The 26,297-nt window shown below is 71.4% G+C and carries 25 protein-coding genes; 9 read left to right on the top strand and 16 right to left on the bottom strand.

Annotated elements, in window-relative coordinates:
• Positions 1–45: 45 nt before the first annotated feature.
• Positions 46–1,188, bottom strand: coding sequence for a tRNA dihydrouridine synthase DusB (dusB, locus tag R2S09_RS06365; protein ID WP_306187041.1), 1,143 nt, complete (start codon positions 1,186–1,188; stop codon positions 46–48).
• Between the two features lie 81 nt (positions 1,189–1,269).
• Between dusB and R2S09_RS06360 the strand changes: the two genes are divergently transcribed.
• Positions 1,270–2,715: an MFS transporter gene (locus R2S09_RS06360; RefSeq protein WP_306187042.1), complete on the top strand. Its 1,446-nt coding sequence runs from the start codon at positions 1,270–1,272 to the stop codon at positions 2,713–2,715.
• Between the two features lie 35 nt (positions 2,716–2,750).
• Here R2S09_RS06360 and R2S09_RS06355 read toward each other — a convergent pair whose 3' ends face one another.
• On the bottom strand, positions 2,751–3,680 hold the full coding sequence (locus R2S09_RS06355) for a helix-turn-helix transcriptional regulator (RefSeq protein WP_306187044.1): 930 nt from the start codon (positions 3,678–3,680) through the stop codon (positions 2,751–2,753).
• A 101-nt stretch (positions 3,681–3,781) separates the two neighbouring features.
• Between R2S09_RS06355 and R2S09_RS06350 the strand changes: the two genes are divergently transcribed.
• Positions 3,782–5,215, top strand: a complete 1,434-nt coding sequence (locus R2S09_RS06350) for an MFS transporter (RefSeq protein WP_306187046.1) — start codon at positions 3,782–3,784, stop codon at positions 5,213–5,215.
• 48 nt (positions 5,216–5,263) lie between these two features.
• Here R2S09_RS06350 and R2S09_RS06345 read toward each other — a convergent pair whose 3' ends face one another.
• Both R2S09_RS06345 and R2S09_RS06340 read right to left on the bottom strand, forming a co-directional pair.
• Entirely contained in the window at positions 5,264–5,854 is a 591-nt protein-coding gene (locus R2S09_RS06345; protein ID WP_306187048.1) for a TetR family transcriptional regulator, read from the bottom strand.
• Positions 5,855–5,892: 38 nt separating this feature from the next.
• Complete coding sequence (locus R2S09_RS06340; RefSeq protein WP_306187050.1) at positions 5,893–6,903, bottom strand: aldo/keto reductase; 1,011 nt, start codon at positions 6,901–6,903, stop codon at positions 5,893–5,895.
• A gap of 174 nt (positions 6,904–7,077) precedes the next feature.
• Here R2S09_RS06340 and R2S09_RS06335 point away from each other — a divergent pair, with 174 nt between their 5' ends.
• On the top strand, positions 7,078–8,148 hold the full coding sequence (locus R2S09_RS06335) for a chitinase (RefSeq protein WP_316740096.1): 1,071 nt from the start codon (positions 7,078–7,080) through the stop codon (positions 8,146–8,148).
• A gap of 3 nt (positions 8,149–8,151) precedes the next feature.
• Here the strand turns inward: R2S09_RS06335 and R2S09_RS06330 are convergent, their stop codons facing one another.
• A complete protein-coding gene (locus tag R2S09_RS06330; protein WP_316740095.1) occupies positions 8,152–8,763 on the bottom strand; it encodes a LysE family translocator in 612 nt (203 codons plus the stop codon).
• A gap of 311 nt (positions 8,764–9,074) precedes the next feature.
• Positions 9,075–10,457 (bottom strand): glycine--tRNA ligase, encoded by a 1,383-nt coding sequence (locus R2S09_RS06325; RefSeq protein WP_306187056.1) that lies wholly within the window; start codon positions 10,455–10,457, stop codon positions 9,075–9,077.
• Between the two features lie 183 nt (positions 10,458–10,640).
• Between R2S09_RS06325 and R2S09_RS06320 the strand changes: the two genes are divergently transcribed.
• The 4 genes from R2S09_RS06320 (at position 10,641) to R2S09_RS06305 (ending at position 13,809) form a co-directional block, all read left to right on the top strand.
• A complete protein-coding gene (locus tag R2S09_RS06320; RefSeq protein WP_316740094.1) occupies positions 10,641–11,597 on the top strand; it encodes a metal ABC transporter substrate-binding protein in 957 nt (318 codons plus the stop codon).
• A gap of 29 nt (positions 11,598–11,626) precedes the next feature.
• The gene (locus tag R2S09_RS06315; protein WP_306187059.1) at positions 11,627–12,418 is read left to right on the top strand and encodes a metal ABC transporter ATP-binding protein; all 792 of its coding nucleotides are present in this window, start codon (positions 11,627–11,629) and stop codon (positions 12,416–12,418) included.
• Positions 12,418–13,320, top strand: coding sequence for a metal ABC transporter permease (locus R2S09_RS06310; RefSeq protein ID WP_306187060.1), 903 nt, complete (start codon positions 12,418–12,420; stop codon positions 13,318–13,320). Before R2S09_RS06315 ends, R2S09_RS06310 begins: the two co-directional genes overlap by 1 nt.
• 72 nt (positions 13,321–13,392) lie before the next feature.
• Entirely contained in the window at positions 13,393–13,809 is a 417-nt protein-coding gene (locus R2S09_RS06305; protein ID WP_316740093.1) for a transcriptional repressor, read from the top strand.
• Positions 13,810–13,819: 10 nt separating this feature from the next.
• Here R2S09_RS06305 and R2S09_RS06300 read toward each other — a convergent pair whose 3' ends face one another.
• The 10 genes from R2S09_RS06300 to leuA all read right to left on the bottom strand — a co-directional run bounded on the left by R2S09_RS06300 (position 13,820) and on the right by leuA (position 24,535).
• A complete protein-coding gene (locus tag R2S09_RS06300; protein WP_316740092.1) occupies positions 13,820–14,341 on the bottom strand; it encodes a YcxB family protein in 522 nt (173 codons plus the stop codon).
• Between the two features lie 24 nt (positions 14,342–14,365).
• Positions 14,366–15,205: an isoprenyl transferase gene (locus tag R2S09_RS06295; protein WP_189898944.1), complete on the bottom strand. Its 840-nt coding sequence runs from the start codon at positions 15,203–15,205 to the stop codon at positions 14,366–14,368.
• 65 nt (positions 15,206–15,270) lie between these two features.
• Entirely contained in the window at positions 15,271–16,017 is a 747-nt protein-coding gene (gene recO, locus R2S09_RS06290; RefSeq protein ID WP_306187067.1) for a DNA repair protein RecO, read from the bottom strand.
• A gap of 130 nt (positions 16,018–16,147) precedes the next feature.
• Positions 16,148–16,894, bottom strand: coding sequence for an alpha/beta hydrolase (locus R2S09_RS06285; RefSeq protein ID WP_316740091.1), 747 nt, complete (start codon positions 16,892–16,894; stop codon positions 16,148–16,150).
• A gap of 300 nt (positions 16,895–17,194) precedes the next feature.
• A complete protein-coding gene (locus R2S09_RS06280; protein ID WP_306187069.1) occupies positions 17,195–17,644 on the bottom strand; it encodes a protein phosphatase in 450 nt (149 codons plus the stop codon).
• Positions 17,645–17,689: 45 nt separating this feature from the next.
• On the bottom strand, positions 17,690–18,355 hold the full coding sequence (locus R2S09_RS06275; protein ID WP_306187071.1) for a response regulator transcription factor: 666 nt from the start codon (positions 18,353–18,355) through the stop codon (positions 17,690–17,692).
• On the bottom strand, positions 18,352–19,578 hold the full coding sequence (locus tag R2S09_RS06270) for a sensor histidine kinase (protein WP_306187072.1): 1,227 nt from the start codon (positions 19,576–19,578) through the stop codon (positions 18,352–18,354). Before R2S09_RS06270 ends, R2S09_RS06275 begins: the two co-directional genes overlap by 4 nt.
• 47 nt (positions 19,579–19,625) lie before the next feature.
• Entirely contained in the window at positions 19,626–21,701 is a 2,076-nt protein-coding gene (locus tag R2S09_RS06265; protein ID WP_316740090.1) for an MMPL family transporter, read from the bottom strand.
• A gap of 220 nt (positions 21,702–21,921) precedes the next feature.
• Positions 21,922–22,620, bottom strand: a complete 699-nt coding sequence (locus R2S09_RS06260) for a TerB family tellurite resistance protein (protein ID WP_306187076.1) — start codon at positions 22,618–22,620, stop codon at positions 21,922–21,924.
• A gap of 193 nt (positions 22,621–22,813) precedes the next feature.
• Positions 22,814–24,535 (bottom strand): 2-isopropylmalate synthase, encoded by a 1,722-nt coding sequence (leuA, locus tag R2S09_RS06255; protein ID WP_306187078.1) that lies wholly within the window; start codon positions 24,533–24,535, stop codon positions 22,814–22,816.
• Positions 24,536–24,917: 382 nt separating this feature from the next.
• Between leuA and R2S09_RS06250 the strand changes: the two genes are divergently transcribed.
• Both R2S09_RS06250 and R2S09_RS06245 read left to right on the top strand, forming a co-directional pair.
• Positions 24,918–25,988: a M4 family metallopeptidase gene (locus R2S09_RS06250; RefSeq protein ID WP_316740089.1), complete on the top strand. Its 1,071-nt coding sequence runs from the start codon at positions 24,918–24,920 to the stop codon at positions 25,986–25,988.
• A gap of 21 nt (positions 25,989–26,009) precedes the next feature.
• A complete protein-coding gene (locus tag R2S09_RS06245; protein WP_306187081.1) occupies positions 26,010–26,276 on the top strand; it encodes a protealysin inhibitor emfourin in 267 nt (88 codons plus the stop codon).
• Positions 26,277–26,297: the final 21 nt, after the last annotated feature.

Genomic DNA, 26,297 nt, shown 5'->3' with positions numbered 1-26,297 from the left:
CTCGAGCGACCGAGACCGGCGGGCGGGTGGGCGAAGAAGGCCCGCTCAACCACCGGAGGTATCCAGCTCCGCGTCCTCGCTCACGCCCGCGCAGTCGTACGGGTCCCTCAGCCAGCCGTCCGGCAGCACCACCCGGTTGTTGCCGGACGTACGGCCGCGGGGCCCGTCCGCGCCGGCCGGCCAGGGCTGGTCCAGGTCCAGCTCGTCCAGGCCGGCGCGCAGCTCCTGAAGGGAGGAGGTGATCGCGAGCCGCTTGCGCATCTCGGAGCCGACCGCGAAGCCCTTCAGGTACCAGGCGACGTGCTTGCGGAAGTCGATGACGCCCCGCGACTCGTCGCCGATCCACTCCCCGAGCAGGGTGGCGTGGCGGACCATGACGTCCGCGACCTCGCGCAGCGTGGGCCGCACATAGGCGTCCGTACGGCCCTCGAACGCCGCCACCAGGTCCGCGAACAGCCACGGCCGGCCCAGGCACCCGCGCCCGACCACGACACCGTCGCATCCTGTCTCGCGCACCATGCGCAGCGCGTCCTCCGCCGACCAGATGTCGCCGTTGCCGAGCACCGGGATCTCGGGCACGTGCTCCTTCAGGCGGGCGATCGCGTCCCAGTCGGCGGTGCCGCCGTAGTGCTGGGCGGTGGTGCGGCCGTGCAGCGCGATGGCCGTCACGCCCTCCTCCACGGCGATCCGGCCGGCGTCGAGGTAGGTGAGGTGGTCGTCGTCGATGCCCTTGCGCATCTTCATCGTGACCGGCAGGTCCCCGGCGCCGCTGACGGCCTCCCGCAGGATCGCCCGCAGCAGATTGCGCTTGTAGGGCAGGGCGGAGCCGCCGCCCTTGCGGGTCACCTTCGGCACCGGGCAGCCGAAGTTCAGGTCGATGTGGTCGGCGAGGTCCTCCTCCACGATCATGCGGACGGCCTTGCCGACGGTCGCCGGGTCGACGCCGTACAGCTGGATCGAGCGCGGCCTCTCGCTCGCGTCGAACCGGATCAGCTGCATGGTCTTCTCGTTGCGCTCGACCAGGGCCCGGGTCGTGATCATCTCGCTCACGAACAGGCCCTTGCCGCCGGAGAACTCCCTGCACAGGGTGCGGAAGGGCGCGTTGGTGATACCGGCCATGGGGGCCAGGACCACCGGGGGCCGGACGGGGTGCGGACCGATCTGCAGAGGGGACTCGGGCGTGGGCATTCCCCCATTGTCGCGTATCGGCGGAGATCCTGTACCGGTCATTAGTTAACCGCACTATCGAAATCGACTACGATGGACCGCATGCCCGAGCTCAGCCATCGCCGGCGTCTGCTGGTGCTCGCGATCTGCTGCATGAGCCTGCTGATCGTGAGCCTGGACAACACCGTTCTGAACGTCGCCCTCCCCTCGATGCAGCGTGACTTCCACGCCACCACGTCCGGCCTTCAGTGGACCATCGACGCCTACACGCTGGTGCTGGCCTCGCTGCTGATGCTCGCGGGCTCCACGGCCGACCGGATCGGCCGCAGACGCGTGTTCACGACGGGCCTCGTCGTCTTCGGCCTCGGCTCGCTGCTGTGCTCCCTCGCGCCGAACCTCGAACTGCTGGTCGTCTTCCGCATGATGCAGGCCGTCGGCGGCTCGATGCTCAACCCGGTCGCCATGTCGATCATCACCAACACGTTCACCGACCCGCGCGAGCGCGCCCGCGCGATCGGTGTGTGGGGCGCCGTGGTCGGCATATCGATGGCGGCCGGACCTCTGGTCGGCGGCCTGCTGGTGGAGTCGGTCGGCTGGCGCTCGATCTTCTGGGTCAACCTGCCCGTCGCCCTCGCCGCCATCCTGCTCACCCTCCGCTTCGTCCCCGAGTCCCGCGCCCCGAAGGCCCGCCGCCCCGACCCGTTCGGCCAGGTGCTGGTCATCGCCCTGTTCGGCGCGCTGACGTACGCGATCATCGAGGCGCCGGACGCGAGCGCGGCCAGGGTCCTGCCCTTCGCCGCCGTGGCGCTCGCCGCCCTGCTCGGCCTGCTGTGGTACGAGCCGCGCCGCGCCGAACCCCTCATCGACCTGCGGTTCTTCCGCTCCGCCCCGTTCAGCGGGGCCACGGTGATCGCGGTCAGCGGCTTCGCGGCCCTCGGCGGCTTCCTCTTCCTGTCCACGCTCTACCTGCAGAACGTGCGCGGTCTGGACGCCCTGCACGCCGGCCTGTGGATGCTGCCGATGGCGGCGCCCACCTTTCTGTGCGCCCCGCTGTCCGGGCGGCTGGTCGGCAACCGGGGTCCGCGTCTGCCCCTGCTGATCGCCGGGACCGCCATGACGGCGAGCGCGGTGCTGTTCGCGGCCTTCGAGGCCGAGACGTCCGACCTCACCCTCATGATCGGGTACCTGCTGTTCGGCATCGGCTTCGGCTTCGTCAACGCCCCCATCACCAACACGGCGGTGTCCGGCATGCCGCGCGCCCAGGCCGGCGTCGCCGCGGCGGTCGCCTCCACCAGCCGGCAGCTCGGGCAGACCCTCGGCGTCGCCGTGGTCGGAGCGCTGCTGGCCTCCGGGGTCGGCTCGTCCTCGTACAAGGACGCGTTCGTGTCGGCCGCCCGGCCCGGGTGGTGGGTGCTGGTGGCCTGCGGGCTCGCGGTCCTGGTACTGGGCGCGATCACCTCCGGCCGGTGGGCCCGCCGCACCGCCGAGCACACGGCCGACCGGCTCCAGGAGCACGAGGTCCGCCAGGCGGCGGGCGTCGGCGCCTGAGCCGCTCCCCCGGGGCCCGCCCCGACGAGCGGGTCCTACGCGTTGCGCTCCAGCGCGATCGCGTGCAGCTTCTCCAGCCGCTCGCGCGACTCCTCGTCCACCGGTACGTACGTCACCATGCGCGGCCCCACCTCGGGGCTGAGCCACAGGTCGGTGTGGTCGACGGTGAGGCGGCCGACGTGGGCGTTGCGGAACTCCTTGCGCTTGCTCGCCGGGGCGACCACCTCGTGCCGGTCCCAGGCCCGGCAGAAGTCGGGGGACTGGTCGCGCAGCCGCTTCAGCAGCGTCTTCCAGGTCGGGTCGGCCAGATGCCCGGCCATCGCGGCGCGGAACCGGGCGGCCATGTGCCGGGTGGCGTCCTCCAGGTGCACGATCGAGGAGCGCCACTCCTCGTTGGTGTACGCCAGGACCATCAGGTTGCGGTCCTCGGGCGCCACCGCGTCCAGGTCGCAGAAGAGCAGGCGGTAGGTGCGGTTGTAGGCGAGGATGTCGTACCGGCTGTTCTGGAGGCAGGCCGGGTAGGGCTCGATCTGCTCCAAAAGGGCCCGCAGGGCGGGTGTGACCGACGGGCACGTGGCCGAAGGGGCCGGGTCCGTGGCGCCGGCCAGCTGGAACAGGTGGGCCCGCTCGCCCGGGTCGAGCAGCAGGGTGCGGGCCAGGGCGTCCAGGACCTGCACGGACACCTGGATGTCGCGGGCCTGCTCGAGCCAGGTGTACCAGGTGACGCCGACCGCGGAGAGGTGCGCGACCTCCTCGCGGCGCAGGCCCGGCGTACGGCGCCGGGGGCCGCGGGGCAGACCGACCCGCTCGGGTGCGATGTGCTCGCGCCGGTGGCGCAGGAAGGCGGCCAGTTCATGCCGCCGGATCGCCGACGCGGCAGCCTCCCGGGAGCGCGCGGCCCGGGGCTCGTTCTTCGCTTCGCCCGCCGCTTCCCGGATCCGCGTCTCGTGAGCCATGGTGGTCATGCCTCCAGCCTGCCTTCGCGCGAACCCTGTTGCCAGGTACTGCCGCTACCAGGATAAGAACACTCTGGTACCTGTCTTGGCCGGGGCGCACGCTCGGATCCGTGACCACCCGAACCATCACTTCACGTACCGTCCGGCCCGTCGCGGCGACGCCACCCGCACTGGGCGGGCTCGGACTCTTCACGGTGCTGCTGGCCGCGGCACTTCCGCTCATCGACTTCTTCATCGTCAACGTCGCCCTGCCCACCATCGGCAAGGACCTGCACGCGGGCGAGGCCGTCCTGGAACTCGTCGTCGCCGGGTACGGGGTGGCGTACGCCGTGCTGCTGGTCCTCGGCGGCCGGCTCGGTGACCTGTTCGGCAGGCGCCGCCTCTTCCTCGGCGGCATGGCGGCCTTCGGCCTGACCTCGCTGGCCTGCGGGCTCGCGCCCGGAGCCTGGTCGCTGGTCGCGGCGCGGGTGGCCCAGGGCGCGTCGGCCGCCGCGATGCTGCCGCAGGTGCTCGCCACCATCCAGGCCGCCACGTCCGGCCCGCGCCGGGCCAGGGCGATGGGCCTGTACGGGGCGACGGCGGGCCTGTCCATGGTGGCCGGGCAGATCCTCGGCGGTGTCCTGGTCGCCGCGGACGTGTGGGGCACCGGCTGGCGCTCGGTGTTCCTGGTGAACGTGCCCGTCGTGATCGCCGGTCTGGTGCTGGCCGTCCGGGCCGTCCCGGAGACCCGCTCGCAGCACCCGGAGCCGGTCGACGGCCCCGGCACGGTCCTGCTGGCGGTGTCCCTGCTGGCGCTGCTCGCGCCCCTCACCGAGGGCCGTGCGGCGGGCTGGCCGCTGTGGACATGGCTGTCGCTGGCCGCGTTCCCGCTGGTGGCTGCGGCCTTCTACGCCGTGGAGCGCCGTGCCGACCGGCACGGCCGTACGCCGCTGGTGCCGCCGAGCCTGTTCCGGCTGGTGTCGCTGCGCCGCGGCCTGGCGCTGATCGTGCCGTTCTCGATCGGCTTCAGCGGCTTCATGTTCGTCATCGCGGTGGCGTTGCAGCGCGGCGCCGGACTCGGCCCGGTCCCGGCGGGCCTGGCCCTCGCCCCCATGGCCGTCGTGTTCTTCTTCGTCTCGCTGGCCGGGCCCCGGCTGGTCGCCCGGTACGGCACGCGCGTGGTGACGGCGGGCGCGGTGGTGCAGCTGGTGGGCGTGGGCCTGATGGCGCTGGCCGTCCGGCAGTCCTGGCCGCACCTCGGCGTCGTGGAACTGCTGCCCGGTGCTGCGGTGGCCGGTGCCGGGCAGGCGCTCCAGCTGCCCATCGTCTTCCGGATCATCCTCTCCGAGGTGCCGGCCGCCCGGGCCGGGGTGGGCAGCGGGGTCATGGTCACCACCCAGCAGTCGTCGCTGGCGCTGGGCGTGGCCACGCTCGGCACGCTGTTCCTGTCCCTGGTCCCCGGCTCGGGCATGCGGGACGCCCTGGTGATCACGCTCCTCGTCCAGCTGGCCGGCGTGGTCCTGACGGGCCTGCTCAGCCTGCGGCTGCCCCGCACGATCGGCTGAGACGGAGGGTGCCCGGGCAGAGCCGTGACGGCCCTCACGGAACAGTGGCTACGGCCGCAGGCCCCGCAGCAGCAGGCCCAGGACCGCGTCGAACTCTTCCTGCACCTCCGGCCGCTCCCACTCCCGCGCGTAGCACGGGTCGTGGAAGCGGCCGGTGGCGTGGAAGAGTGCGCGGGCCGTGGCGGCCGGGTCGGCGGAGCTGAAGGCGCCGGCGGTGACGCCCGCCCCGACGATCCGGGTCAGCTGGGCCGTGAGGTCGTCGATGTGCTCGCCGACCGCCTCGACGTTCTCGTCGGCGAGCACCGAGTACGTGGCGAACAGCTCGGGGTCGTGACCCGCCTTGCGGCGCTTGGCGTCGAACAGCCCCTGGAACCAGCCGCGCAGCCGCTCCTCGGGATCACGCCCCTCCTCGGCGGCTATGCCCGACAGGGCCTCGGAGGTCCGATCGAGCCAGCGCTTCGTCACCGCCTCGCGCAGCGCCGCCTTGGTGCGGAAGTGGCGGTAGACGCTGCCGTGACTGACGCCGAGCGCGCGGGCCACGTCCACCACGGTGGCCTTCGCCGGCCCGTGGCGGCGCAGCACCTCCTCGGTCGCCTCGAGGATGCGCTCGGCGGTCAGGATCTCGGTGGTGGGTGACATGCCTTAGACCGTACCTGGACGCATGACCGGCGCCGTCGTCAGCGTTCGCTGTCCAGGTGGGCCATCTGCGCGTCGGGGTAGCGCTCGCCCGCCGCCGCGTCCGCCGGCACGGCCTCCTCGATGGCGCTCAGGTCGGCCTCGTCCAGGGTGACGTCGAGTGCTCCCAGCGCCTCCGACAGCCGCTCGCGGGTGCGGGCGCCGATCAGCGGCACGATGTCCTCGCCCCGGGAGAGCACCCAGGCGATCGCGGTCTGCGCGACGGTGACGCCCTTGCCCTCGGCGATCTTCCGCAGCGCCTCGACCAGGTTCAGGTTGTGCTGGAGGTTCTCGCCCTGGAAGCGGGGCGAGTGCGCCCGGAAGTCGGTCGCGGCGAGCTGCCTGTCGCGGCTGAAGTGCCCGGAGATCAGCCCGCGCGAGAGGACGCCGTAGGCGGTGATGCCGATGCCGAGCTCGCGGGTGGTGGGCAGGATCCGGTCCTCGATGCCGCGCGAGATCAGCGAGTACTCGATCTGGAGGTCCGAGATCGGCGCGGTGGCGGCGGCCCGGCGGATGGTCTCGGCGCCGGCCTCGCTGAGGCCGATGTGCCGTACGTACCCCTTCTCGACCAGTTCGGCGATCGCGCCGACGGTCTCCTCGATCGGTACGTCGGGGTCGACCCGGGCGATCCGGTAGACGTCGATGTGGTCGACGCCGAGGCGCTGGAGCGAGTAGGCGGCGAAGTTCTTCACGGCGGCGGGACGGCCGTCGTAGCCGCTCCAGTTGCCGTCGGGGTCCCGCAGAGCGCCGAACTTCACGCTGACCAGGGCCTGTTCGCGGCGGGCGGAGGGGGCGGTGCGCAGGGCCTCGCCGATCAGCATCTCGTTGTGGCCCATGGCGTAGAAGTCGCCGGTGTCGAGCAGGGTCACGCCCGCTTCGAGGGCCGCGTGGACGGTGGCGACGGATTCGGTGCGGTCCGCCTCGCCGTACAGCGCGGACATGCCCATGCAGCCGAGGCCGAGGGCGGAGACCTGGGGACCGGTGCTGCCGAGGGATCGGTTGTTCATCGTCATGGCTTCACCGTGCCATGACGGATGACAGATTTCAATATCTGTCATTCATTAATTTGTCAGCCGCCGCCGGGTGCCCCGCGCCCGGTCCAGACCTCTTGACGAAAGGTCTGGACCAGAGCACTGTCATGTCTGCGACATCCACGACCCTCACCGCACCCCACCGGGAGGCTCCGCATGATCCGCCGCAGACTGCGTCTGCTCGCCGCCGCTCTGGCCACCGCCTGTCTCGCCCCGCTCTCCCTCACCCTCGCCCTCGCGCCCGCCGCCTCGGCCGCCACCACGGCGACCGACACCTGCGCGGTGAAGTCGCGGCCCGCGGGCAAGGTCCTCCAGGGCTACTGGGAGAACTGGGACGGTTCCTCCAACGGCGTCCACCCGCCCTTCGGCTGGACCCCGATCACCGACTCCCGCATCCCCGCGCACGGCTACAACGTGATCAACGCGGCCTTCCCGGTCATCCGCTCCGACGGGACGGCCCTGTGGGAGGACGGCATGGACTCGGGCGTGAAGGTGGCCACGCCCGCGGAGATGTGCGCGGCGAAAGCGGCCGGCCAGACGATCCTGCTGTCGATCGGCGGCGCGGCGGCCGGCATCGACCTCGGCTCGCAGGCGGTCGCGGACCGGTTCGTGGCGACGATCGTGCCGATCCTGAAGAAGTACAACTTCGACGGCATCGACATCGACATCGAGACCGGCCTGGTGGGCAGCGGCAGCATCACCCAGCTCTCCACGTCCCAGGCCAACCTGATCCGCATCATCGACGGCATCCTGGCGCAGATGCCCTCGAACTTCGGTCTGACGATGGCTCCGGAGACGGCGTACGTCACCGGCGGCGGCATCGTCTACGGCTCGATCTGGGGCGCGTACCTGCCGATCATCAAGAAGTACGCCGACAACGGCCGGCTGTGGTGGCTGAACATGCAGTACTACAACGGCAGCATGTACGGCTGCTCCGGCGACTCCTACTCGGCCGGCACGGTGGAGGGCTTCACCGCCCAGACCGACTGCCTGAACAAGGGCCTGGTGGTCCAGGGAACGACGATCAGGGTCCCCTACGACAAGCAGGTCCCGGGCCTGCCCGCACAGCCGGGCGCGGGCGGCGGCTACCTGTCCCCGTCCCAGGTCTCCCAGACCTGGCGCCACTACGGCACCGCCCTGAAGGGCCTGATGACCTGGTCGATCAACTGGGACGGCTCGAAGAACTGGACCTTCGGCGACAACGTGAAGGCACTCCAGGGACGTTGAGTCTCACCGGGCAGTGAGCGCGAGCTTGGCGCCCAGCGCCACGAACGACCCCGCGAAGCTCCGCCGCAGCCACGTCATCACCCGCGGCCGTGAGACGACGCGGCTGCGCACGGATGCGGCGAGGACGCCGTACGCGGCGAACACCACGAAGGTCGCCAGCATGAACACCGCGCTCAGCCCGAGCATCCTCGGCAGGGCGTGCGGCTCGGCCGGGTCCACGAACTGCGGCAGGAAGGCGAAGAAGAAGATCGTCAGCTTCGGGTTGAGGATGTTGATGAGCACGCCGCGCACGATCACGCGCCCCGCCGGACCGGGGGCGTCCTCCTCCGCGACGACGATCGACTCCTTGTCCCGCGCCGTCGCCCACGCCATGTACAGGAGGTAGGCGACCCCGGCGTACTTGAGCATCTGGAAGGCCGCCGCACTGGCGTTCAGCAGCGCGGCCAGCCCGGTCACACTGGCCAGCACATGCGGCACGATCCCCAGCGTGCAGGCGAATGCGGCGACGACGCTCGCGCGGCGCCCGCGGGAGAGCCCGGCGGCGAGGGTGTAGACGACGCCGGTACCGGGCGTGGCGACGACGACGAGGGTGGTGAGGACGAAGGCGAGACTCATGGCACCACCCTGTCGGCACGGTGGCCGGGGACACAGGTCCAAAGCAGGGCGGCTGTCGGGGACCAATACGCCCGCGTCCCCGACATGGAATCAGGAACGGCCCTGGGCGGACCTCTTTCGAAGCCACCGAGACGGGCGGGCGAAGCCTGGGGGCGCAGGGGCGAAGCCTGGGGGTGCAGGGGCGAAGCCTGGGGGTGCAGGGGCGAAGCCCCCGCGGGGTCTGGGGCGGAGCCCCAGGACGGCCACCTCTGAAGCGACCGAGACAGCGGGCGGGTGGGCGAAGAACCCACCCGCCAAGCCCAGCGCAGCGCCTAGCAGCCGAGCAGCCGAGCAGCCAGGTAGCCCTCGATCTGGTCCAGCGACACGCGCTCCTGCTTCATCGAGTCGCGCTCGCGGACGGTGACCGCGTTGTCGTCCAGCGTGTCGAAGTCGACCGTCACGCAGTACGGCGTGCCGATCTCGTCCTGGCGGCGGTAGCGGCGGCCGATGGCGCCCGCGTCGTCGAACTCGATGTTCCAGTGCTGACGCAGGGTCTGGGCCAGGCCCTTGGCCTTGGGCGACAGCTCCGGGTTCCGGGACAGCGGCAGCACCGCGGCCTTCACCGGGGCCAGGCGGTGGTCCAGGCGCAGCACCGTGCGCTTCTCCATCTTGCCCTTGGCGTTGGGCGCCTCGTCCTCGACGTAGGCATCCAGCAGGAACGCCAGCATCGCGCGGCCGACACCGGCCGCGGGCTCGATGACGTACGGCGTCCAGCGCTCGCCGGCCTCCTGGTCGAAGTAGACGAGGTCCTGGCCGGAGGCCTTGGAGTGCGCGGTGAGGTCGTAGTCGGTGCGGTTGGCCACACCCTCCAGCTCGCCCCACTCGTTGCCGCCGAACTGGAAGCGGTACTCGATGTCAGCGGTGCGCTTGGAGTAGTGGGAGAGCTTCTCCTTCGGGTGCTCGTACCACCGCATGTTCTCCTCGCGCAGGCCCAGGCCGGTGTACCAGTTCCAGCGCTGCTCCATCCAGTACTCCTGCCACTTCTCGTCCTCGCCCGGCTTGACGAAGAACTCCATCTCCATCTGCTCGAACTCGCGGGTGCGGAAGATGAAGTTGCCGGGCGTGATCTCGTTGCGGAAGGACTTGCCCATCTGCGCGATGCCGAACGGCGGCTTCTTGCGCGAAGCGGTCTGCACCTGGCCGAAGTTGGTGAAGATGCCCTGCGCGGTCTCGGGGCGCAGGTAGGCGACGGAGCCGGTGTCCTGGGTCGGGCCGAGGTGGGTGGAGAGCAGGCCCGAGAACTGCTTGGGCTCGGTGAACTGGCCCTTGTTGCCGCAGTTGGGGCAGTTGACGTCCGCGAGGCCGTTCTCCGGCACACGGCCGTGCTTGGCCTCGTACGCCTCCTCCAGGTGGTCCGCGCGGAACCGCCTGTGGCAGGCGGTGCACTCGGTCAGCGGGTCCGTGAAGGTGGCGACGTGGCCGGAGGCGACCCAGACCTCGGGGGCCAGGATCACGGACGAGTCGATACCGACCACGTCCTCGCGCGACGTCACCATGTAGCGCCACCACTGGCGCTTGAGGTTCTCCTTGAGCTCGACACCCAGCGGCCCGTAGTCCCAGGCGGCGCGCTGGCCGCCGTAGATCTCACTGCTGGGGAATACGAAGCCACGGCGCTTGCTCAGGCTGACGATGGTGTCGATCTTGTCGGCGGCCACGGTGCTCTCTTCATTACGACGACGGGCGACGAAGCGAGGCGCTTCACAGCGAATGCCTCAGGGTACCGGCGGGGGCTCCCCCTCAATCAAATCGGTGCCGGGTAAGGACGCTGTTCGGGTCCTTCACGGCCTCCTGCCAGCGCTTGTTGACAACGGTTTCCATGTTAGTTGAAAATGACTGTCATGAACGTACGACGACGCCTCATACCGGGGACCGCGGTCGCGGCGGCCACCGCCCTCGGTCTCGGAGCCCTCTCCGCCTGCTCCTCCAGCTCCGCGGCGGGCAATACGGACAAGTACGACGTCGTCGCGTCGTTCTATCCGATGGCCTTCCTCGCGGAGCGGATCGGCGGCGACCACGTCCACGTCACCAGTCTCACCCAGCCCGGCCAGGAGCCGCACGACCTGGAGATCAGCGCCCGGCAGACCGTGCGGCTCCAGGAGTCCGACGCGGTGCTCTACCTCAAGGGCCTGCAGCCCGCCGTGGACAAGGCCGTCGCCCAGTCGGAGATCAAGACGAAGATCGACGCGGCCTCCCTGACCACCCTGGAGGAGCACGGCAACGAGGTCGGCGGCCACGCCGCCGCGCACGACACCCACGAGGGCGAGGAGACCGGCGGCGAGGACCCGCACGTCTGGCTCGACCCGGTGCGCTACGCCCAGCTCGCCGAGGGCGTCGGCAAGGCGTTCGAGAAGGGCGACCCGGACCACGCGGCCGACTACCGGAAGAACACCGCGGCCCTGGTCAAGCAGCTCAACGAGCTGAACACCCGGTTCAAGGACGGCCTCGCGCACACCAGGACCAAGGTCTTCATCACCACCCACGCCGCCTTCGGCTACCTCGCCGAGCGCTACGGCCTGACCGAGGAGGCCGTCAACGGCCTCGACCCGGAGTCCGAGCCCAGCGCCGCCCGGGTCAAGGACCTGGAGACGATGGCCAAGGCCGACGGCGTCACCACCGTCTTCTACGAGACGCTCGTCAGCGACAGGACCGCGCAGACCATCGCCACGGACGCGGGCCTGAAGACGGACGTCCTCGACCCGATCGAAGGCATCACGAAGAAGTCCCGGGGCACCGACTACTTCTCGGTCCAGGAGGCCAACCTCAAGTCCCTCCAGCAGGCCCTGGGTGCGAAGTGACCAGCCAAGCCGGCACGGAGGACGACGTCATGGGCGATGACACGAGCGGTGTCAGGGACGAGCCCGTCGTGGCGATGCGCCGGGTGACCGCCGAACTCGGCTCGCGCCCCGTCCTGCGGGGCATCGACCTCACCGTGCGCCGCGGCGAGGTCGTCGCCCTGCTCGGCGCGAACGGCTCCGGCAAGTCCACGGCCGTGCGCAGCGTCATCGGCCAGGTGCCGGTGAGCGCCGGCGAGATCGAGCTCTTCGGCGCCCCACGGCACCGCTTCCGCGACTGGGCGCGCGTCGGCTACGTACCGCAGCGCACCACGGCCGCCGGCGGAGTCCCCGCGACGGTCACCGAGATCGTGTCGTCCGGCCGGCTCTCCCGTACCCGCTTCGGCGTCTTCCGCAGGGCCGACCGGGCGGCCGTGCACCGGGCCCTGGAGCTGGTCGGCATGGCGGACCGGGCCAAGGACTCGGTGAACGCCCTGTCCGGCGGCCAGCACCAGCGGGTACTGATCGCCCGCGCGCTCGCCGCCGACCCCGAGCTGCTGATCATGGACGAGCCGATGGCGGGCGTGGACCTGGCCAGCCAGGAGGTGCTGGCCCGCACGCTTCAGGAGCAGGTCGCCCAGGGCGCGACGGTCCTGCTGGTGCTGCACGAACTCGGCCCGCTGGAGCCGCTGATCGACCGGGCGGTGGTCCTGCGCGACGGCTGCGTCCTGCACGACGGCCCGCCGCCGAAGGCGGTCGGCCAGCACGCCCTGCCCGGCCACGACCATGTACACCCGCACGACGCCACGGGCGCCGATCCGATCCGCACGGGACTGCTGAGCTGATGGACCTGTTGAACTACGCCTTCATGCAGCGGGCGCTGCTGGCCGCCGTCCTGGTCGGCATCACCGCGCCGGCCGTCGGCATCTACCTCGTCCAGCGCCGCCAGGCCCTGATGGGCGACGGCATCGGCCACGTCGCGATGACGGGCGTCGGCCTCGGCTTCCTGCTGTCCACGTCCCCGGTGTGGATGGCGACGCTGGTGTCCGTGCTGGGCGCCGTCCTGATGGAGCTGATCCGCTGGTACGGCCGCACCCGCGGCGACATCGCCCTCGCCATGCTCTTCTACGGCGGCATGGCGGGCGGCGTCATGTTCATCAACCTCGCCCCCGGCGGCTCCAACGCCAACCTCACGTCGTATCTCTTCGGCTCCCTCTCGACGGTCTCGCAGTCGGACGTCGTGGCGATCTGCCTGCTGGCCGCCTTCGTCGTGCTGGTCACCCTGGGGCTGCGCCGCCAGCTGTTCGCGGTCAGCCAGGACGAGGAGTTCGCCCGGGTGACGGGGCTGCCGGTGCGCGCCCTGAACCTGCTGACGGCGGTGACGGCGGCGGTGACGGTGACGGTCGCGATGCGGGTGGTCGGCCTGCTGCTGGTCTCGGCGCTGATGGTCGTCCCGGTCGCGGCGGCCCAGCAGCTCAGCCGCAGCTTCGCCGCGACGTTCGCGATCGCCGTCGCCATCGGGATGAGCGTCACCATCGGCGGCACGGTCACGTCGTACTACCAGGACGTGCCGCCCGGTGCGACGATCGTGCTGCTGACCATCGCGGCCTTCATCGTGCTCACCGCGCTCGCCACACCGCTGGCCCGGCGCCGCGCCCGGGCACTGGCCGCGGCACGTCCCGCCGGGGACCCGGCGGAGTGCGCGATTCCGGCCAGCCGGGGGGCCGGGGACGAGGTCGGCGTCTGACCCCGCACTGCCCGGGCTGGCACAATGGCCCGGGCAGACGCACATGTGCGCGCCAGCAGAAGGAGGCAACCGGTGACGACCGCTGGACCGCCCGTGAAGGGCCGCGCGACCCGGCAGCGGGCAGCCGTGGCGGCGGCCCTGGACGAGGTCGACGAGTTCCGCAGCGCGCAGGAGCTCCACGACATGCTCAAGCACAAGGGCGACTCGGTCGGCCTGACCACGGTCTACCGCACCCTCCAGTCCCTCGCCGACGCCGGCGAGGTCGACGTCCTGCGCACCTCCGACGGCGAGTCCGTCTACCGCCGCTGCTCCACCGGCGAACACCACCACCACCTGGTCTGCCGCGTCTGCGGCAAGGCCGTCGAGGTCGAGGGCCCGGCGGTGGAGAAGTGGGCGGAGTCGATCGCCGCGGAACACGGCTACGTCAATGTCGCCCACACGGTGGAGATCTTCGGCACCTGCGCGGACTGCGCGACAACGCAGGGCTGACGGCGCCGGTTCAGACGCGGGGCAGGTGCTCGTCCAGGAGGGCGCGCAGCCGGTCCGCGTCCTGCGGGGAGCGCAGCCCGCGCTTGGGCAGTACCTCCACGAGCAGGATGTTCGGGTCGCGGCTGAGCAACACCACGCGGTCGCGGGTCTCGCGGTAGCCGCGGAAGACCGACCAGCGCTGCAGGAGCGTGGTGTGCGCGGTCTCGGCGGTGATTCCGGCACCGGTCACGGCCGTGCGGTACTCGCCCTGCCAGGAGACGGTGCGCAGGGCGTGATGGGCCTGGAGATGCGGGGTCGACCAGATCACGACGGCGCAGAAGACCGCGGTCACGACCGAGAGCACGGACATCCTCTCCGAGACCGCGGCCTGCACTGCGAGGGCCAGGAAGACGAGGGCGAAGCCCCACCGGACCAGGTGCAGCCGCCGCCTGCGCTCGCGCACCACGACACCGGCGCGGATGTCCGCGCGAGTCGGCCGGTAGACCAGTTCGACGGCGTCCTGTCGTTCGTCCCGCCCCATGTCCATGACCATGAGGCGGGATCGTACCGCCGGTGATCAGTCCTCCTCGGTGCGGCCCTCCATGGCCAGCAGCTCCTCGTTCGGGATCGCGCCGCCGAACCGCCGGTCGCGGGAGGCGAATTCGACGCACGCCCGCCACAGGTCGCGCCGGTCGAAGTCCGGCCACAGCACGTCCTGGAAGACCATCTCGGCGTACGCGCTCTGCCAGAGCAGGTAGTTGGAGGTGCGCTGCTCGCCGCTCGGCCGCAGGAAGAGGTCCACGTCCGGCATGTCCGGGTAGTACAGGTACCTCTGGATCGTCTTCTCGCTGACCTTGGACGGGTCGAGGCGTCCCGCCCGCACGTCCTCCGCCATCGCCTTCGCCGCGTCGGCGATCTCGGCGCGCCCGCCGTAGTTCATGCAGAAGTACAGCGTGAGCAGGTCGTTGCCCTTGGTCTGCTCCTGCGCGACCTGCAACTCCTTCGCCACCGACTTCCACAGCCTGGGCATACGGCCCACCCACCGCACCCGCACACCGAGGTCGTCGAGCTGGTCGCGGGTCTTGCGGATGAAGTCGCGGTTGAAGTTCATCAGGAAGCGGACCTCGTCCGGCGAGCGCTTCCAGTTCTCGGTGGAGAAGGCGTAGAGGGAGATGTTCCGGACGCCGATCTCGATCGAGCCCTGGAGGACGTCGAGCACCCGCTCGGCACCGACCTTGTGTCCTTCGGTCCGGGGCAGGCCCCGCTCCTTGGCCCACCGCCCGTTGCCGTCCATGACGATGGCCACGTGGTTCGGCACCAGCTCGCCGGGGAGCTTGGGCGCACGCGCACCGGACGGGTGCGGTTCCGGCGCCCTGTACTCACGCCGCTGGCGCCCCAGGATCCCGCGTACGACCATGTTGCTTCTCTCTCCTCGACCGTTCCGTGCCGTGCCGTGCCGTGCTTGCTTCTCTGCTTGCTTGCTTACTTCTCTACGTATCGCAGGGAGCGCAGCCCGCGCTCCAGATGCCAGTGCAGGTAGGCGGACACCAGCCCGCTGCCCTCGCGGACGTGGCGCGCCTCGCACGCGTCCGCCGTCTCCCAGTCTCCCGTAAGCAGCGCGCCCAGCAGTACCAGGGTCTGCGGCGACGGTACGACGCTGCCGGGCACCCGGCAGTCGGCGCAGACCGAACCACCGGAGGCCACCGAGAAGAACCGGTTGGGTCCGGGCAGCCCGCACCGGGCGCAGTCGCCGAAGCTGGGCGCGTAGCCGTTGACGGCGAGCGAGCGCAGCAGGAACGCGTCGAGCACCAGATGCGGGGCGTGCTCCCCGCGGGCGAGGGTGCGCAGTGCGCCCACGAGCAGCAGGTACTGCTGCACGGCCGGCTCGCCCTCGTGGTCGGTGAACCGCTCGGCGGTCTCCAGCATGGCCGTGCCGGCGGTGTAGCGGGCGTAGTCGGTGACGATCCCGCCGCCGTACGGAGCGATGGTCTCGCTCTGCGTGCACAGCGGCAGCCCGCGCCCCACCAGTTCGCTGCCCCGTGCGAAGAACTGCACGTCGACGTGCGAGAACGGCTCCAGCCGTGCCCCGAACTTCGACTTGGTGCGCCGCACTCCGCGGGCCACCGCCCGCACCCGCCCGTGCCCGCGCGTGAGCAGCGTGATGATCCGGTCCGCCTCGCCCAGCTTCTGGGTGCGCAGCACGATGCCGTCGTCGCGGAACAGACTCATGTCCCTCATTCTCGCCCATGCGCCGGGCGCCGGGGCGCACTCCCCGCGAGGTGCGGCTCACCACGCGGTCCGTGCCCGCCCCCGGGGCAGGTGGAGGAGGCGGCGTGCCTCCTGGGCCTGTGTGACGGCGTCAGTGCGTGGCGGCCTGAAGGATCAGATTCGCGACGGCGTCGGGGCGCGCGATCAGGGACACGTGACAGGTGTTGATCTCCACGGTGTGGGAGTGAGCGCGCTGGGCCTGGAAGCGTTCCTGGTCCGGATTGATGGTCATGTCCTGTCGGCCTACGAGGGCCCAGGACGGGATGTCCTTCCAGGCCGCCACCTTGGCACTCTCGGAGAACGCGGTGGTCGCTGCGGGCCGCTGGGTGACCGCCAGCAGATTCGCCTGGCCGGCCGGCAGACAGGCCGCGAAGACCGGGTGCACCTTGTCGGGCTTGAGGTACAGGTCGGTTCCGCTGGTGCCGTCGGTCCGGTAGGGGACGGAGGTGGTGGCGGTGCCGAGAGCACTGGGGAACCGGGCGGACAACGACATTCCGCTCTCGCCCACGTCCGGCATCAGTGCCGAGATGTAGACCAGCGACTTGACCTGCGGATTTCCGGCAGCGGCCGTACTGATCACTGCCCCGCCGTAGGAGTGGCCGGCCAGCACGACGGGTCCCTTGATGCTCTTGAGCACGGAGGCGATGTAGGCGGAGTCGCTGTACAGGCCGCGCAGCGGGTTGGCCGGGGCCATGACCCTGTAGCCGCGGCGTTCGAGCCGTTCGATCACTCCGTTCCAGCTCGAGGCGTCGGCGAAGGCACCGTGCACCAGCACGATGGTGGGCTTGGCACCGCCCGAGCCCGTGTCCGCGACAGCCGGCGCCGTGACCGTGCACAAGGTGGCGACCGTGCATCCCGCCGCCGCGACGCGGAGACGCCGCGTGCGGCGTCCTGTGTCAGGGACCATAGATGCCGTCATGCCGAACTCGCTCTCGCTCGAGGCCTGTGGCCACCAGCGTTCACGCACCCGTCCTCCCAGGCTCCTCATGCGGTGCAATCGGGTGAAAACCGATGGGACATCGGTGTGAAAGCCGAGCGGGTTGCGTTGCTCGATGGACAACAGCTGAACAGCCGAATCGGCCCCGCGTGCCCCCTGGGCGCGGGCGCGTCCCTCCTTCCGGTGCGGACGCAGGACGTCTCAGCCGGCGGCGGCGAAGTTCCGTACGTACCGCTTCTGCCACGGCGTCTCCACCGCGTGGCGGTCGTAGTGCTCGCGGACGTACGCGACCGCGCCCTCGGGCGGTACGCCGTCCAGGACCGCCAGGCAGGCCAGGGCCGTGCCCGTGCGGCCACGGCCGCCCGCGCAGGCGAACTCGACGCGTTCGGCGGCGGACCGTTCCCAGGCCTCGACGAAGGCCGCGCGGGCCGCCGTACGGTCCGCGGGGAGCCGGAAATCGGGCCAGCGCAGCCAGTGGGACTCCCAGGGGACCTCGGGCGGCCGCTTCCCGAGGAGGTAGACGCCGTACGTCGGGCTCGGCGCCCCGGGGGCGAGGGGGCGGCGCAGGCCCCGGCCGCGTACCAGCCGTCCCGACGGCAGCCGCAGCACGCCCGGCTGCCCCTCTTCCCACCGCACTTCCCCGCTCGTCATCCGGCCATTCGTACCCGGGCCCCGGGCGGTCCGCAACCGGATCCCTCACGTGCTCCCCGGCGACACCAGCCCCGACTCGTAGGCCACGATGACGAGTTGGGCCCGGTCCCGCGCACCCAGCTTGCCCATGATCCGGCTGACGTGGGTCTTGGCGGTGAGCGGGCTGACGCCGAGCGCCTCGCCGATCTCGGTGTTGGTCAGGCCCCGGGCGACCAGGGTCAGGACCTCGCGCTCGCGGTCGGAGAGGCAGTCGGGGCCGCCCGTGACGGGGGCGGCCGGGCTGCGCAGGAAGCGGGCGATCAGGCGGGCCGTGGGGCCCGGTGAGAGCAGGGCGTCGCCCGCGGCCACCGTGCGGATCGCGTCGAGGAGGTCGGCCGGGCGGGTGTCCTTGACCAAGAAGCCGGAGGCGCCGGCGCGCAGCGCCTCCACGATGTGCTCGTCGGTGTCGTAGGTGGTCAGGACGAGCACCTTCACCCCGGCCAGGTCCTCGTCGGCGGCGATGAGCCGGGTGGCCTCGATGCCGTCCAGGTCGGGCATGCGGATGTCCATCACCACCAGGTCGGCGCGGGCGCTGCGGGCCAGCGCGACGGCCTCGCGACCGGTGCCGGCCTGACCGACGACCTCCATGTCCCCGGCCGACTCGACGAGCATGGCGAAGGCGGCCCTGACCAGGGTCTGGTCGTCGGCGAGCAGGACGCGGACGGCGCTCACCGGCCTCCCTCCAGGGGCAGTACGGCCGTCACCTCGAAGCCCCCGCCGGACCGGGGACCCGCGTCCAGCCTCCCGCCCACGCTGCGGGCCCGCTCCCGCATGCCGACGAGCCCGAAGCCACCGCCACCACCGGTGCCGGGCGCGGCCCCGGCGCCGTCGTCGGCGACCGACAGACGCAGTGCGCCGTCCTCGGTGTGCAGGTCGACGCCGACGGACGGTTCGGGACCGGCGTGCCGTACGGCGTTCGTGAGCGCCTCCTGCACGATGCGGTACGCGGCGGCGCCGACGGCGGGCGGGACGTCGTCGGCCCGCACGGACAGCTCCACCTTCGCCCCGGCCAGCCGGGCGGTCTGCGCCAGGTCGGCGACGCCGTGCAGCGCGGGCAGCGGGCCGCGCGCCTCGGGGGCGCCCTCCCGCAGCACCTCCAGCGTCGTGCGCAGCTCGCCGCGCGCGGTCCGGCAGGTCTCCGCGATGTCGTCGAGGGCCTCGGCGACGGCGGCGCGGTCCAGGCGCTCCGGGTCGGCGGCGAGGACGTGCGCGGCCACGGAGGTCTGGACGCCGATGAGGGTGATGCTGTGGGCGAGCAGGTCGTGCAGGTCGCGGGCGATGCGGAGGCGTTCCTCCGCGACACGGCGGCGGGCCTCCTCCTCCCGGGTGCGTTCGGCGCGTTCGGCGCGCTCGACGATGGAGGCGACGTACTGCCGGTAGTAGCGGACGTCGACGCCGAAGAAGAGCACGGCGATGATCCAGCCGGAGACCCGCAGCAGTTCCACTGCCTGGTGGGTGTTGACGGTGAGCATCACGCTCGTGGCGAACGTGACGACGATGACGCCGGTCAGGATCGTGCGCAGCGGGCGGCTGGTGACGGCGATCGTGTAGAGCGCCACGTACGCGGCCGGGGTGGGCGCGAAGTGGTTGTTGTCCATGGCGTGGTACGGCATGATCAGCGCCACCATCGCCGCCAGCACCAGCAGCGGCCTGCGCCGCCGCCACACCAGCGGCACATGGGCGGCCAGCAGCAGCGCCCAGCCGAGCGCGTCCGGCCGCCGTCCGGCGTCGCCGAACAGTGCCAGGCACGCGGCCACCACGGCGAGCGCCGCGGCCAGCAGCGCGTCGTTGCGGGGGCCGTGCGGCGCGGTCAGGGGGTCGCGGTTGATCGCCGCCATGATCCGTTCGCCCGGGCGGGGCCGCTCCGCTGTCATGGTTGGTTGCACGGGGTTCATCTTCCGACAGGCGGGCGCCCCTCCGGGAGGGAGGGGCGCCCGGCGGCTCACACCGTCTCCGGCTGGCGCTCGGGCGGTGCCGGTTCCGGGGTTCGCGACAGCGGGCCCGGCCACCAGACCTTCCGGCCGAGTGCCACGCTCGCGCTGGTCACCAGGTAGGTGCGGACGAGGAAGGTGTCCAGCAGCACACCGACGGCGATGACGAAGCCGAGTTCGACGAGCTGGACGAGCCCCATGTTCGTCAGCACCGCGAAGGTGGCCGCGAGGACGAGCCCGGCGGAGGCGATGACCCCGCCCGTCGTCCGCAGCGCGGTCAGCGCGGCGGACGACGGTTCGGCACCGCCCAGGGACTCCTCCCGCATGCGGTGCATGAGGAAGATGCCGTAGTCGACGCCGAGGGCGACGAGGAACACGAAGGACAGCAGTCCGAGCCCGGGGTCCGTGCCCTCGAAGCCGAACAGCGGGCCGAACACCAGTCCGCCGATGCCGAGCGCGGCGCCCCAGACCGCGATGACAGCGGCCACCAGGATCAGCGGCGCGACGAGGGAGCGCAGCAGGGCGATCAGGATCAGCAGGACGGAGACCAGGACGATGGGGATGACGACGAGCCGGTCGCGGGCGTTGGTGTCCTTCAGGTCGATCTGCTGGGCGCTGGGCCCGCCGACGTAGGAGCCGGGCAGCTGGTGCCGCAGTTCCGTGATGGTGGCGGTCTCGGCCGCGGACTGGGGCGGGGCGGAGGCGATCACGGAGATCTCGGTCCAGCCGCCGCCCGTACGGCCCGGCTGGGCGTTCGCGACGCCGTGCGCGGCGCGGACGGTGGCCAGGGTGGCGTCGGCCCGGTCGGCCGGGGTGATGACGTCGATGGGCTGGGCGGACCGCTCGGGGTAGGCCTTGGCGAGGGTCTCCAGGGCGGCGACCGACTCCGGCTTGTCGACGAAGGCGTCCTGCTGCTTGATCGTGCCGGGCAGGTTGAGGGCACCCAGGGCGAGGGCGCCGAGCAGGACGGCACCGGAGGCGAGGACGGTCAGCGGGCGGCGCCCGGCAGAGCTGCCCATCACGGCGAACAGCGACCGGCGGCGCGCCTTGGGGGTGCTGCCGTAGGCGGGCACGAGCGGCCAGAACACCCGGCGGCCCAGCAGGACGAGCAGCGCGGGCAGCAGTGTCAGCATCGCGGCCAGCGCGCACAGCACGCCGACCGTGCCCAGCGGCCCCATACCGCGGCTGGAGTTGAGGTCGGCGGCGAGCAGGCACAGCAGGCCCGCGGCGACCGTGCCGGAAGAGGCGAGCACGGCGGGCCCGCAGCCGCGCAGGGCGGCGCGCATGGCGTCGTACGGGCGTTCGTGGCGCCGGAGTTCCTCGCGGTAGCGGGAGACGAGCAGCAGGGCGTAGTCGGTGCCGGCGCCGAAGACGAGGACGGTCATGATGCCGGTGCTCTGTCCGGAGACGGTGGTGCCGAAGGCCTGGTTGAGGCCGTAGGCGACGCCCGTGGACAGGAAGTCGGCGATCCCGGCCACGACCAGCGGGACCAGCCACAGCATCGGGCTGCGGTAGATGAGGATCAGCAGGACGGCGACGACGGCGACGGTGGTGTAGAGCAGCGGTCCGCCGAGGGACTGGTAGACGTCGGCGGCGTCGGTGGCCATGGCGCTCGGGCCGCCGACCTGGACCGTCATTCCGTCCTGGTCGTGGGCGACGCCACGGACGTCGTCGACGAGGGCGTCGCGCTTCTTCTCGTCGGCGCCGGGCTCGTTGCTGGTGACCGGGTACATCACGGTCGTGCCGTCCTTGGACGGGACGGGCTGCGGTGTCCCCGTCAGGGCGTGCTGCCGGCCGACGGCCGCGACCTGCCGTGCCGCCGTCGCCCGGTCCGCGGCCGTCAGGCCGGAGTCGCGGTGGTAGACGAGGACCAGTTCGGTCGTCTGTCCGCCCGGCAGCCGGTCCTGGATCTTCGCGACCTGGGTGGAGTCGGCACTCGCGGGCAGGTAGTCGGTGACCCGGTCGTGCTGCACGTCGCCGAGTTTCGACGCGAACGGCGCGACGACCGCGAGCACGCCGACCCACAGCGCGAGCAGCAGCCAGGGGATGGCCCGTCGTCGCGTACGTTTCGTTTCTGCGGCCCCCATGGAACGGGCCCTCCCTCCGGCGCGGGTGTCTGGATGCGCTCTCCAGACTCCCGGCGCGGGGGGCGCGTTTCGTCGCGCCGGAGGGCGAGTTCGGGCGTACTGCGCGGGGTGACCGGGCGGGCGGGCTACTCCCCGGGGAGTACACGGGGAGTAGCCCGGGAGGTGCCGCGGGAAGCGGTCCGGGACGTGCCACAGGGCGTGAGGGCGCGGCGCGGTGGGTTCAGGACGGAGTGCGCGCCGCCGCGAGCAGTCTGGTCACGTCGTCCGCGCAGATCGTCAGGGCCGCGCCGACGGTGGCGAGGGTGTCGCGTTCGGCGGGGGTGTAGGGGCCGTCGGCCAGGGCGATGCGGGCGGCCTGGAGGAGGATCGACTCTCGGCCGGCGGCGGCGAGGTGCGGGGCCAGCGGGTCCAGGGCCTCGTGGAGCTCTATGGCCAGGCCCGCCACGCTCGGCTCGCCCTCGTACACCCGGCCGGTGTCCGCGGCCAGCGCCTCGACCAGGGCGGCCAGCTGCTCCTCGGTGCACTCGGCGAAACCGGCCGCGCGCACGGCGACCGCCGCGGTCTCCAGGGCCGTACGGGAGGAGGTGCCGCCCGCGGAGAGCACCGCGAGGGCGACGGTGTGCACGGCGTCGCGGAGCATCGCGGAGAAGCGGGAGGTGGTCGGGTGGTCGAGGCTGTCGGTGCCGAAGTGTCCGCCGCAGGCCGCGCACTCCACGACCGGCCCGGTCGCTCCGCGCGGCAGCAGGGGCACACCGAGGACGGTGAAGCGCCGCCGGCCGCTCAGCCGCTGGTAGTTGCGGTCGCCGCCGCAGCCGGGGCAGAAGAACTCGCCGTCGCCGACGGGTGTCCACGAGATACGGGTGCCCAGCATCCGGGCAAGCCCGGCGGCACGGCCGTTTCGTCCCCGTACTGGCAGCACGTCGCACCTCCGTAACCACGCGGCAACATCGCCGCGTGGGCGTGATGTTAGCCACATTGGTGAGGCTGAGTCAGTACCCCGGACGAGACCTGTTCGTGACCTGGCCGGTAAACGACCGTGGGAGAAAGGGCCCCGGTCGCCTCAAAGGACGGCCGGGGCCCCGGAAAGTGCCGGTCAGCGCCGGTCAGTGGGGTCAGCGGGTGGCCCGGTTGACGGCCGAGACGACCGCCTTCAGAGACGCGCGTGTCGTGTTCGCATCGATACCGATGCCCCACAGGACCTTGTCGTCGATCGCGCATTCGATGTAGGAGGCGGCCTGCGCGGAGGCGCCCTCGCTCATCGTGTGCTCCTGGTAGTCCAGCAGGCGTACGTCGATGCCGATGGACTGCAGGGCGTCGAAGAAGGCCGAGATCGGACCGTTGCCGGAACCGGTCAGGACGGTGTCCTGGCCGTCGACGGTCGCCTCGACGGTCAGCGTGTCCACGCCGTCGGTGTCCGTGGTCGACTGGCCGGTCCTGACCTGGATGCGGCCCCAGGGGTTGTCCGGGTTCGGCAGGTACTCGTCCTGGAAGACGTTCCAGATCTCCTTCGGCGTGATCTCGCCGCCCTCGGCGTCGGTCTTCGCCTGGATGATCCTGGAGAACTCGATCTGCATCCGGCGCGGCAGGTCCAGCTTGTGGTCGTTCTTCAGGACGTAGGAGATACCGCCCTTGCCGGACTGGGAGTTGACGCGGATGACGGCCTCGTAGGAGCGGCCGACGTCCTTGGGGTCGATCGGCAGGTACGGCACCGCCCACTCGATGTCGTCGACGGTGACGCCCTTGGCCTCGGCGTCGGCCTCCATGGCGTCGAAGCCCTTCTTGATGGCGTCCTGGTGGGAGCCGGAGAAGGACGTGTAGACCAGGTCGCCCACGTACGGGTGGCGCGGGTGGACCTCCATCTGGTTGCAGTACTCCCACGTGCGACGGATCTCGTCGATGTCGGAGAAGTCGATCTGCGGGTCGACGCCCTGCGAGAACAGGTTCATGCCCAGGGTGACCAGGTCGACGTTGCCGGTGCGCTCGCCCTGCCCGAACAGGCAGCCCTCGACGCGGTCGGCGCCGGCCATGACCGCCAGCTCGGCCGCCGCCACGGCCGTGCCGCGGTCGTTGTGCGGGTGGACGGACAGGCAGACGTGCTCGCGGCGGGACAGGTTGCGGTGCATCCACTCGAAGCGGTCCGCGTGCGTGGACGGGGTCGAACGCTCCACCGTGGCGGGCAGGTTGAGGATGATCTCGCGGCCCGGGCCGGGCTGCCAGACGTCCATGACCGCCTCGCAGACCTCCAGGGCGAAGTCCAGCTCGGTGTCGGTGAAGATCTCCGGCGAGTACTGGTAGCCGAACTCCGTCTCCGGGCCCAGCAGCTTCTCGGCGTACTCCATCACCAGACGGGTGCCGTCGACGGCGATCTGCTTGATGTCGTCCTTGGAGCCGCGGAAGACGACCCGGCGGAAGACCGGGGCGGTGGCGTTGTACAGGTGGACGTTGGCCCGCCTGGCGCCCTTCAGGGACTCCACGGTCCGCTCGATCAGGTCCTCGCGGGCCTGGGTCAGCACGGAGATCGTGACGTCGTCCGGGATCGCGCCCTCCTCCTCGATGATGGAGCGCACGAAGTCGTAGTCCGTCTGCCCGGAGGCCGGGAAGCCGACCTCGATCTCCTTGTAGCCCAGCTTGACCAGCAGGTCGAACATCGCGCGCTTGCGAGCGGGCGACATCGGGTCGATCAGGGCCTGGTTGCCGTCGCGCAGGTCGGTGGAGAGCCAGCGGGGGGCGGCGGTGATCCGCTGGTTCGGCCAGGTGCGGTCGGGGATGTCGACCTGCTCGTAGCGGCCGTACTTGTGGATCGGCATGGGGCTGGGCTGCTGGCGGTTGGCCATGTTGCGTGGGCTCCTCGGTTGGTCCGCGGTCGGCGCGGTGCCGGAAAGGGCGGCCGACGGCGCAACGCCGAACTCCGCGGGGAGGGGGTCGGCCTACGACTACAGGCCCTCGCCGCGGCAGCTAAGGAGAAGCAGCCCGAAAAGCATGATGCTCCGCAGCCTAGCCGAGCCGCGCCGACCGCGCGGGCGTGTTCCAGTATGCGAAACCGACGGGAGGAAAAGGACAAAAAGTGCGCCATCTCACCGTGCGACCACCTCGGGGTCACGTTGTGCGACGCTCCCTACCACTACGTGACGGCACGGCGGTCCCCTTGCCCCGATATTTCACCAATCATGGTTGCGGGTGGTGACAGCGGCATAACACAGTGCAATGGTGCGAGGCATGACGACCAACGGGGGCCTCGAGCCCGTCTTCTGCACCATCGTGCCGCCGCACATCCTCGACCGTCTCGCGCGCAACGAGGATCCCGCGCTCTCCGGACCGGCGCGCCGCAGCCTGGAGCGCGACGCCATGGAGCGCACCCGCCGCCGGCTGACCACGGTCGTCGGCGCGCCCGCCGTCGCCCCGCCCGCCGGAAAGCAGGCCGGGCAGCCGCACCGCACGATCTACGACGCCCACCACGGCACCGACCTGCCCGGCCGCGAGGTGCGCGGCGAGGGCCAGAAACCCAGCGGCGACGCCACCGTGAACCGCGCCTACTCCGGCCTCGGCGCCACCTTCGAGCTGTACCTGACGGCGTACGCCCGCGACTCCATCGACGGCAGCGGCCTGCCGCTGGACGCGACCGTGCACTACGACGAGAAGTACAACAACGCCTTCTGGAACGGCGAGCAGATGGTGTTCGGCGACGGCGACGGCGAGATCTTCCTCGACTTCACCCTCCCGGTCGACGTCATCGGCCACGAGCTGACCCACGGCGTCACCCAGCACACCGCCAACCTGGAGTACTTCGGCCAGTCCGGGGCGCTCAACGAGTCGGTGTCCGACGTCTTCGGCTCGCTGATCAAGCAGTACACGCTCGGCCAGACCGCCGCCGAGGCCGACTGGCTGATCGGCGCGGGGCTGCTCGCCCCGAGCGTCACGGGCACCGCGCTGCGCTCGATGAAGGCGCCCGGCACGGCCTACGACGACGATGTGCTCGGCAAGGACCCGCAGCCGGCCACCATGGAGCACTACGTCCGCACCAGCAGCGACAACGGCGGCGTGCACATCAACTCCGGCATTCCCAACCACGCCTTCTACCTGACCGCCACCGCGCTCGGCGGCCACGCCTGGGAGAAGGCGGGGCAGATCTGGTACGACGTGCTGACCGGCGGCGAACTCAAGGACGACGCCCTCTTCGCGGACTTCGCCACGCTCACCGTGAAGGCCGCCCGGGAGCGGTACGGCGCCGGCGACGAGCTCCAGGCCGTGCAGAAGGCGTGGGAGCAGGTCGGGGTGCGGACGCTGTGATTCCGTACTAGACACGGACTCATGCGTATTCAGGTGAGGCGCACGGGCGGGTTCGCGGGCATCGAACGGTTCGCCGAGGTGGACACCGCGGGGCGCGCCGACGCCCATGAGTGGCACGCCCTGGCCGAGCAGGCGCTGGCCGCCGGCCGGGGCACGCCGCCGGTCGGGGTACCGGACGGCTTCAGCTACCAGATCACGGTGGACGGCACGACGGTGTACGCCGCCGACCCCCGGCTCACCGACGCGGAGCGGAAGCTGATCACCCGGGTGCTGAAGGAAGGCGCGTGAATCCGGCGGGACGGGTGAATC

It is taken from the genome of Streptomyces sp. MK7 (genome assembly GCF_032658145.1).
GTDB classification, from domain to species: Bacteria; Actinomycetota; Actinomycetes; order Streptomycetales; family Streptomycetaceae; genus Streptomyces; species Streptomyces spiralis.
Note: the sequence above shows the minus strand (reverse complement) of the source record. Positions and strands in the feature narration are given on the sequence as shown.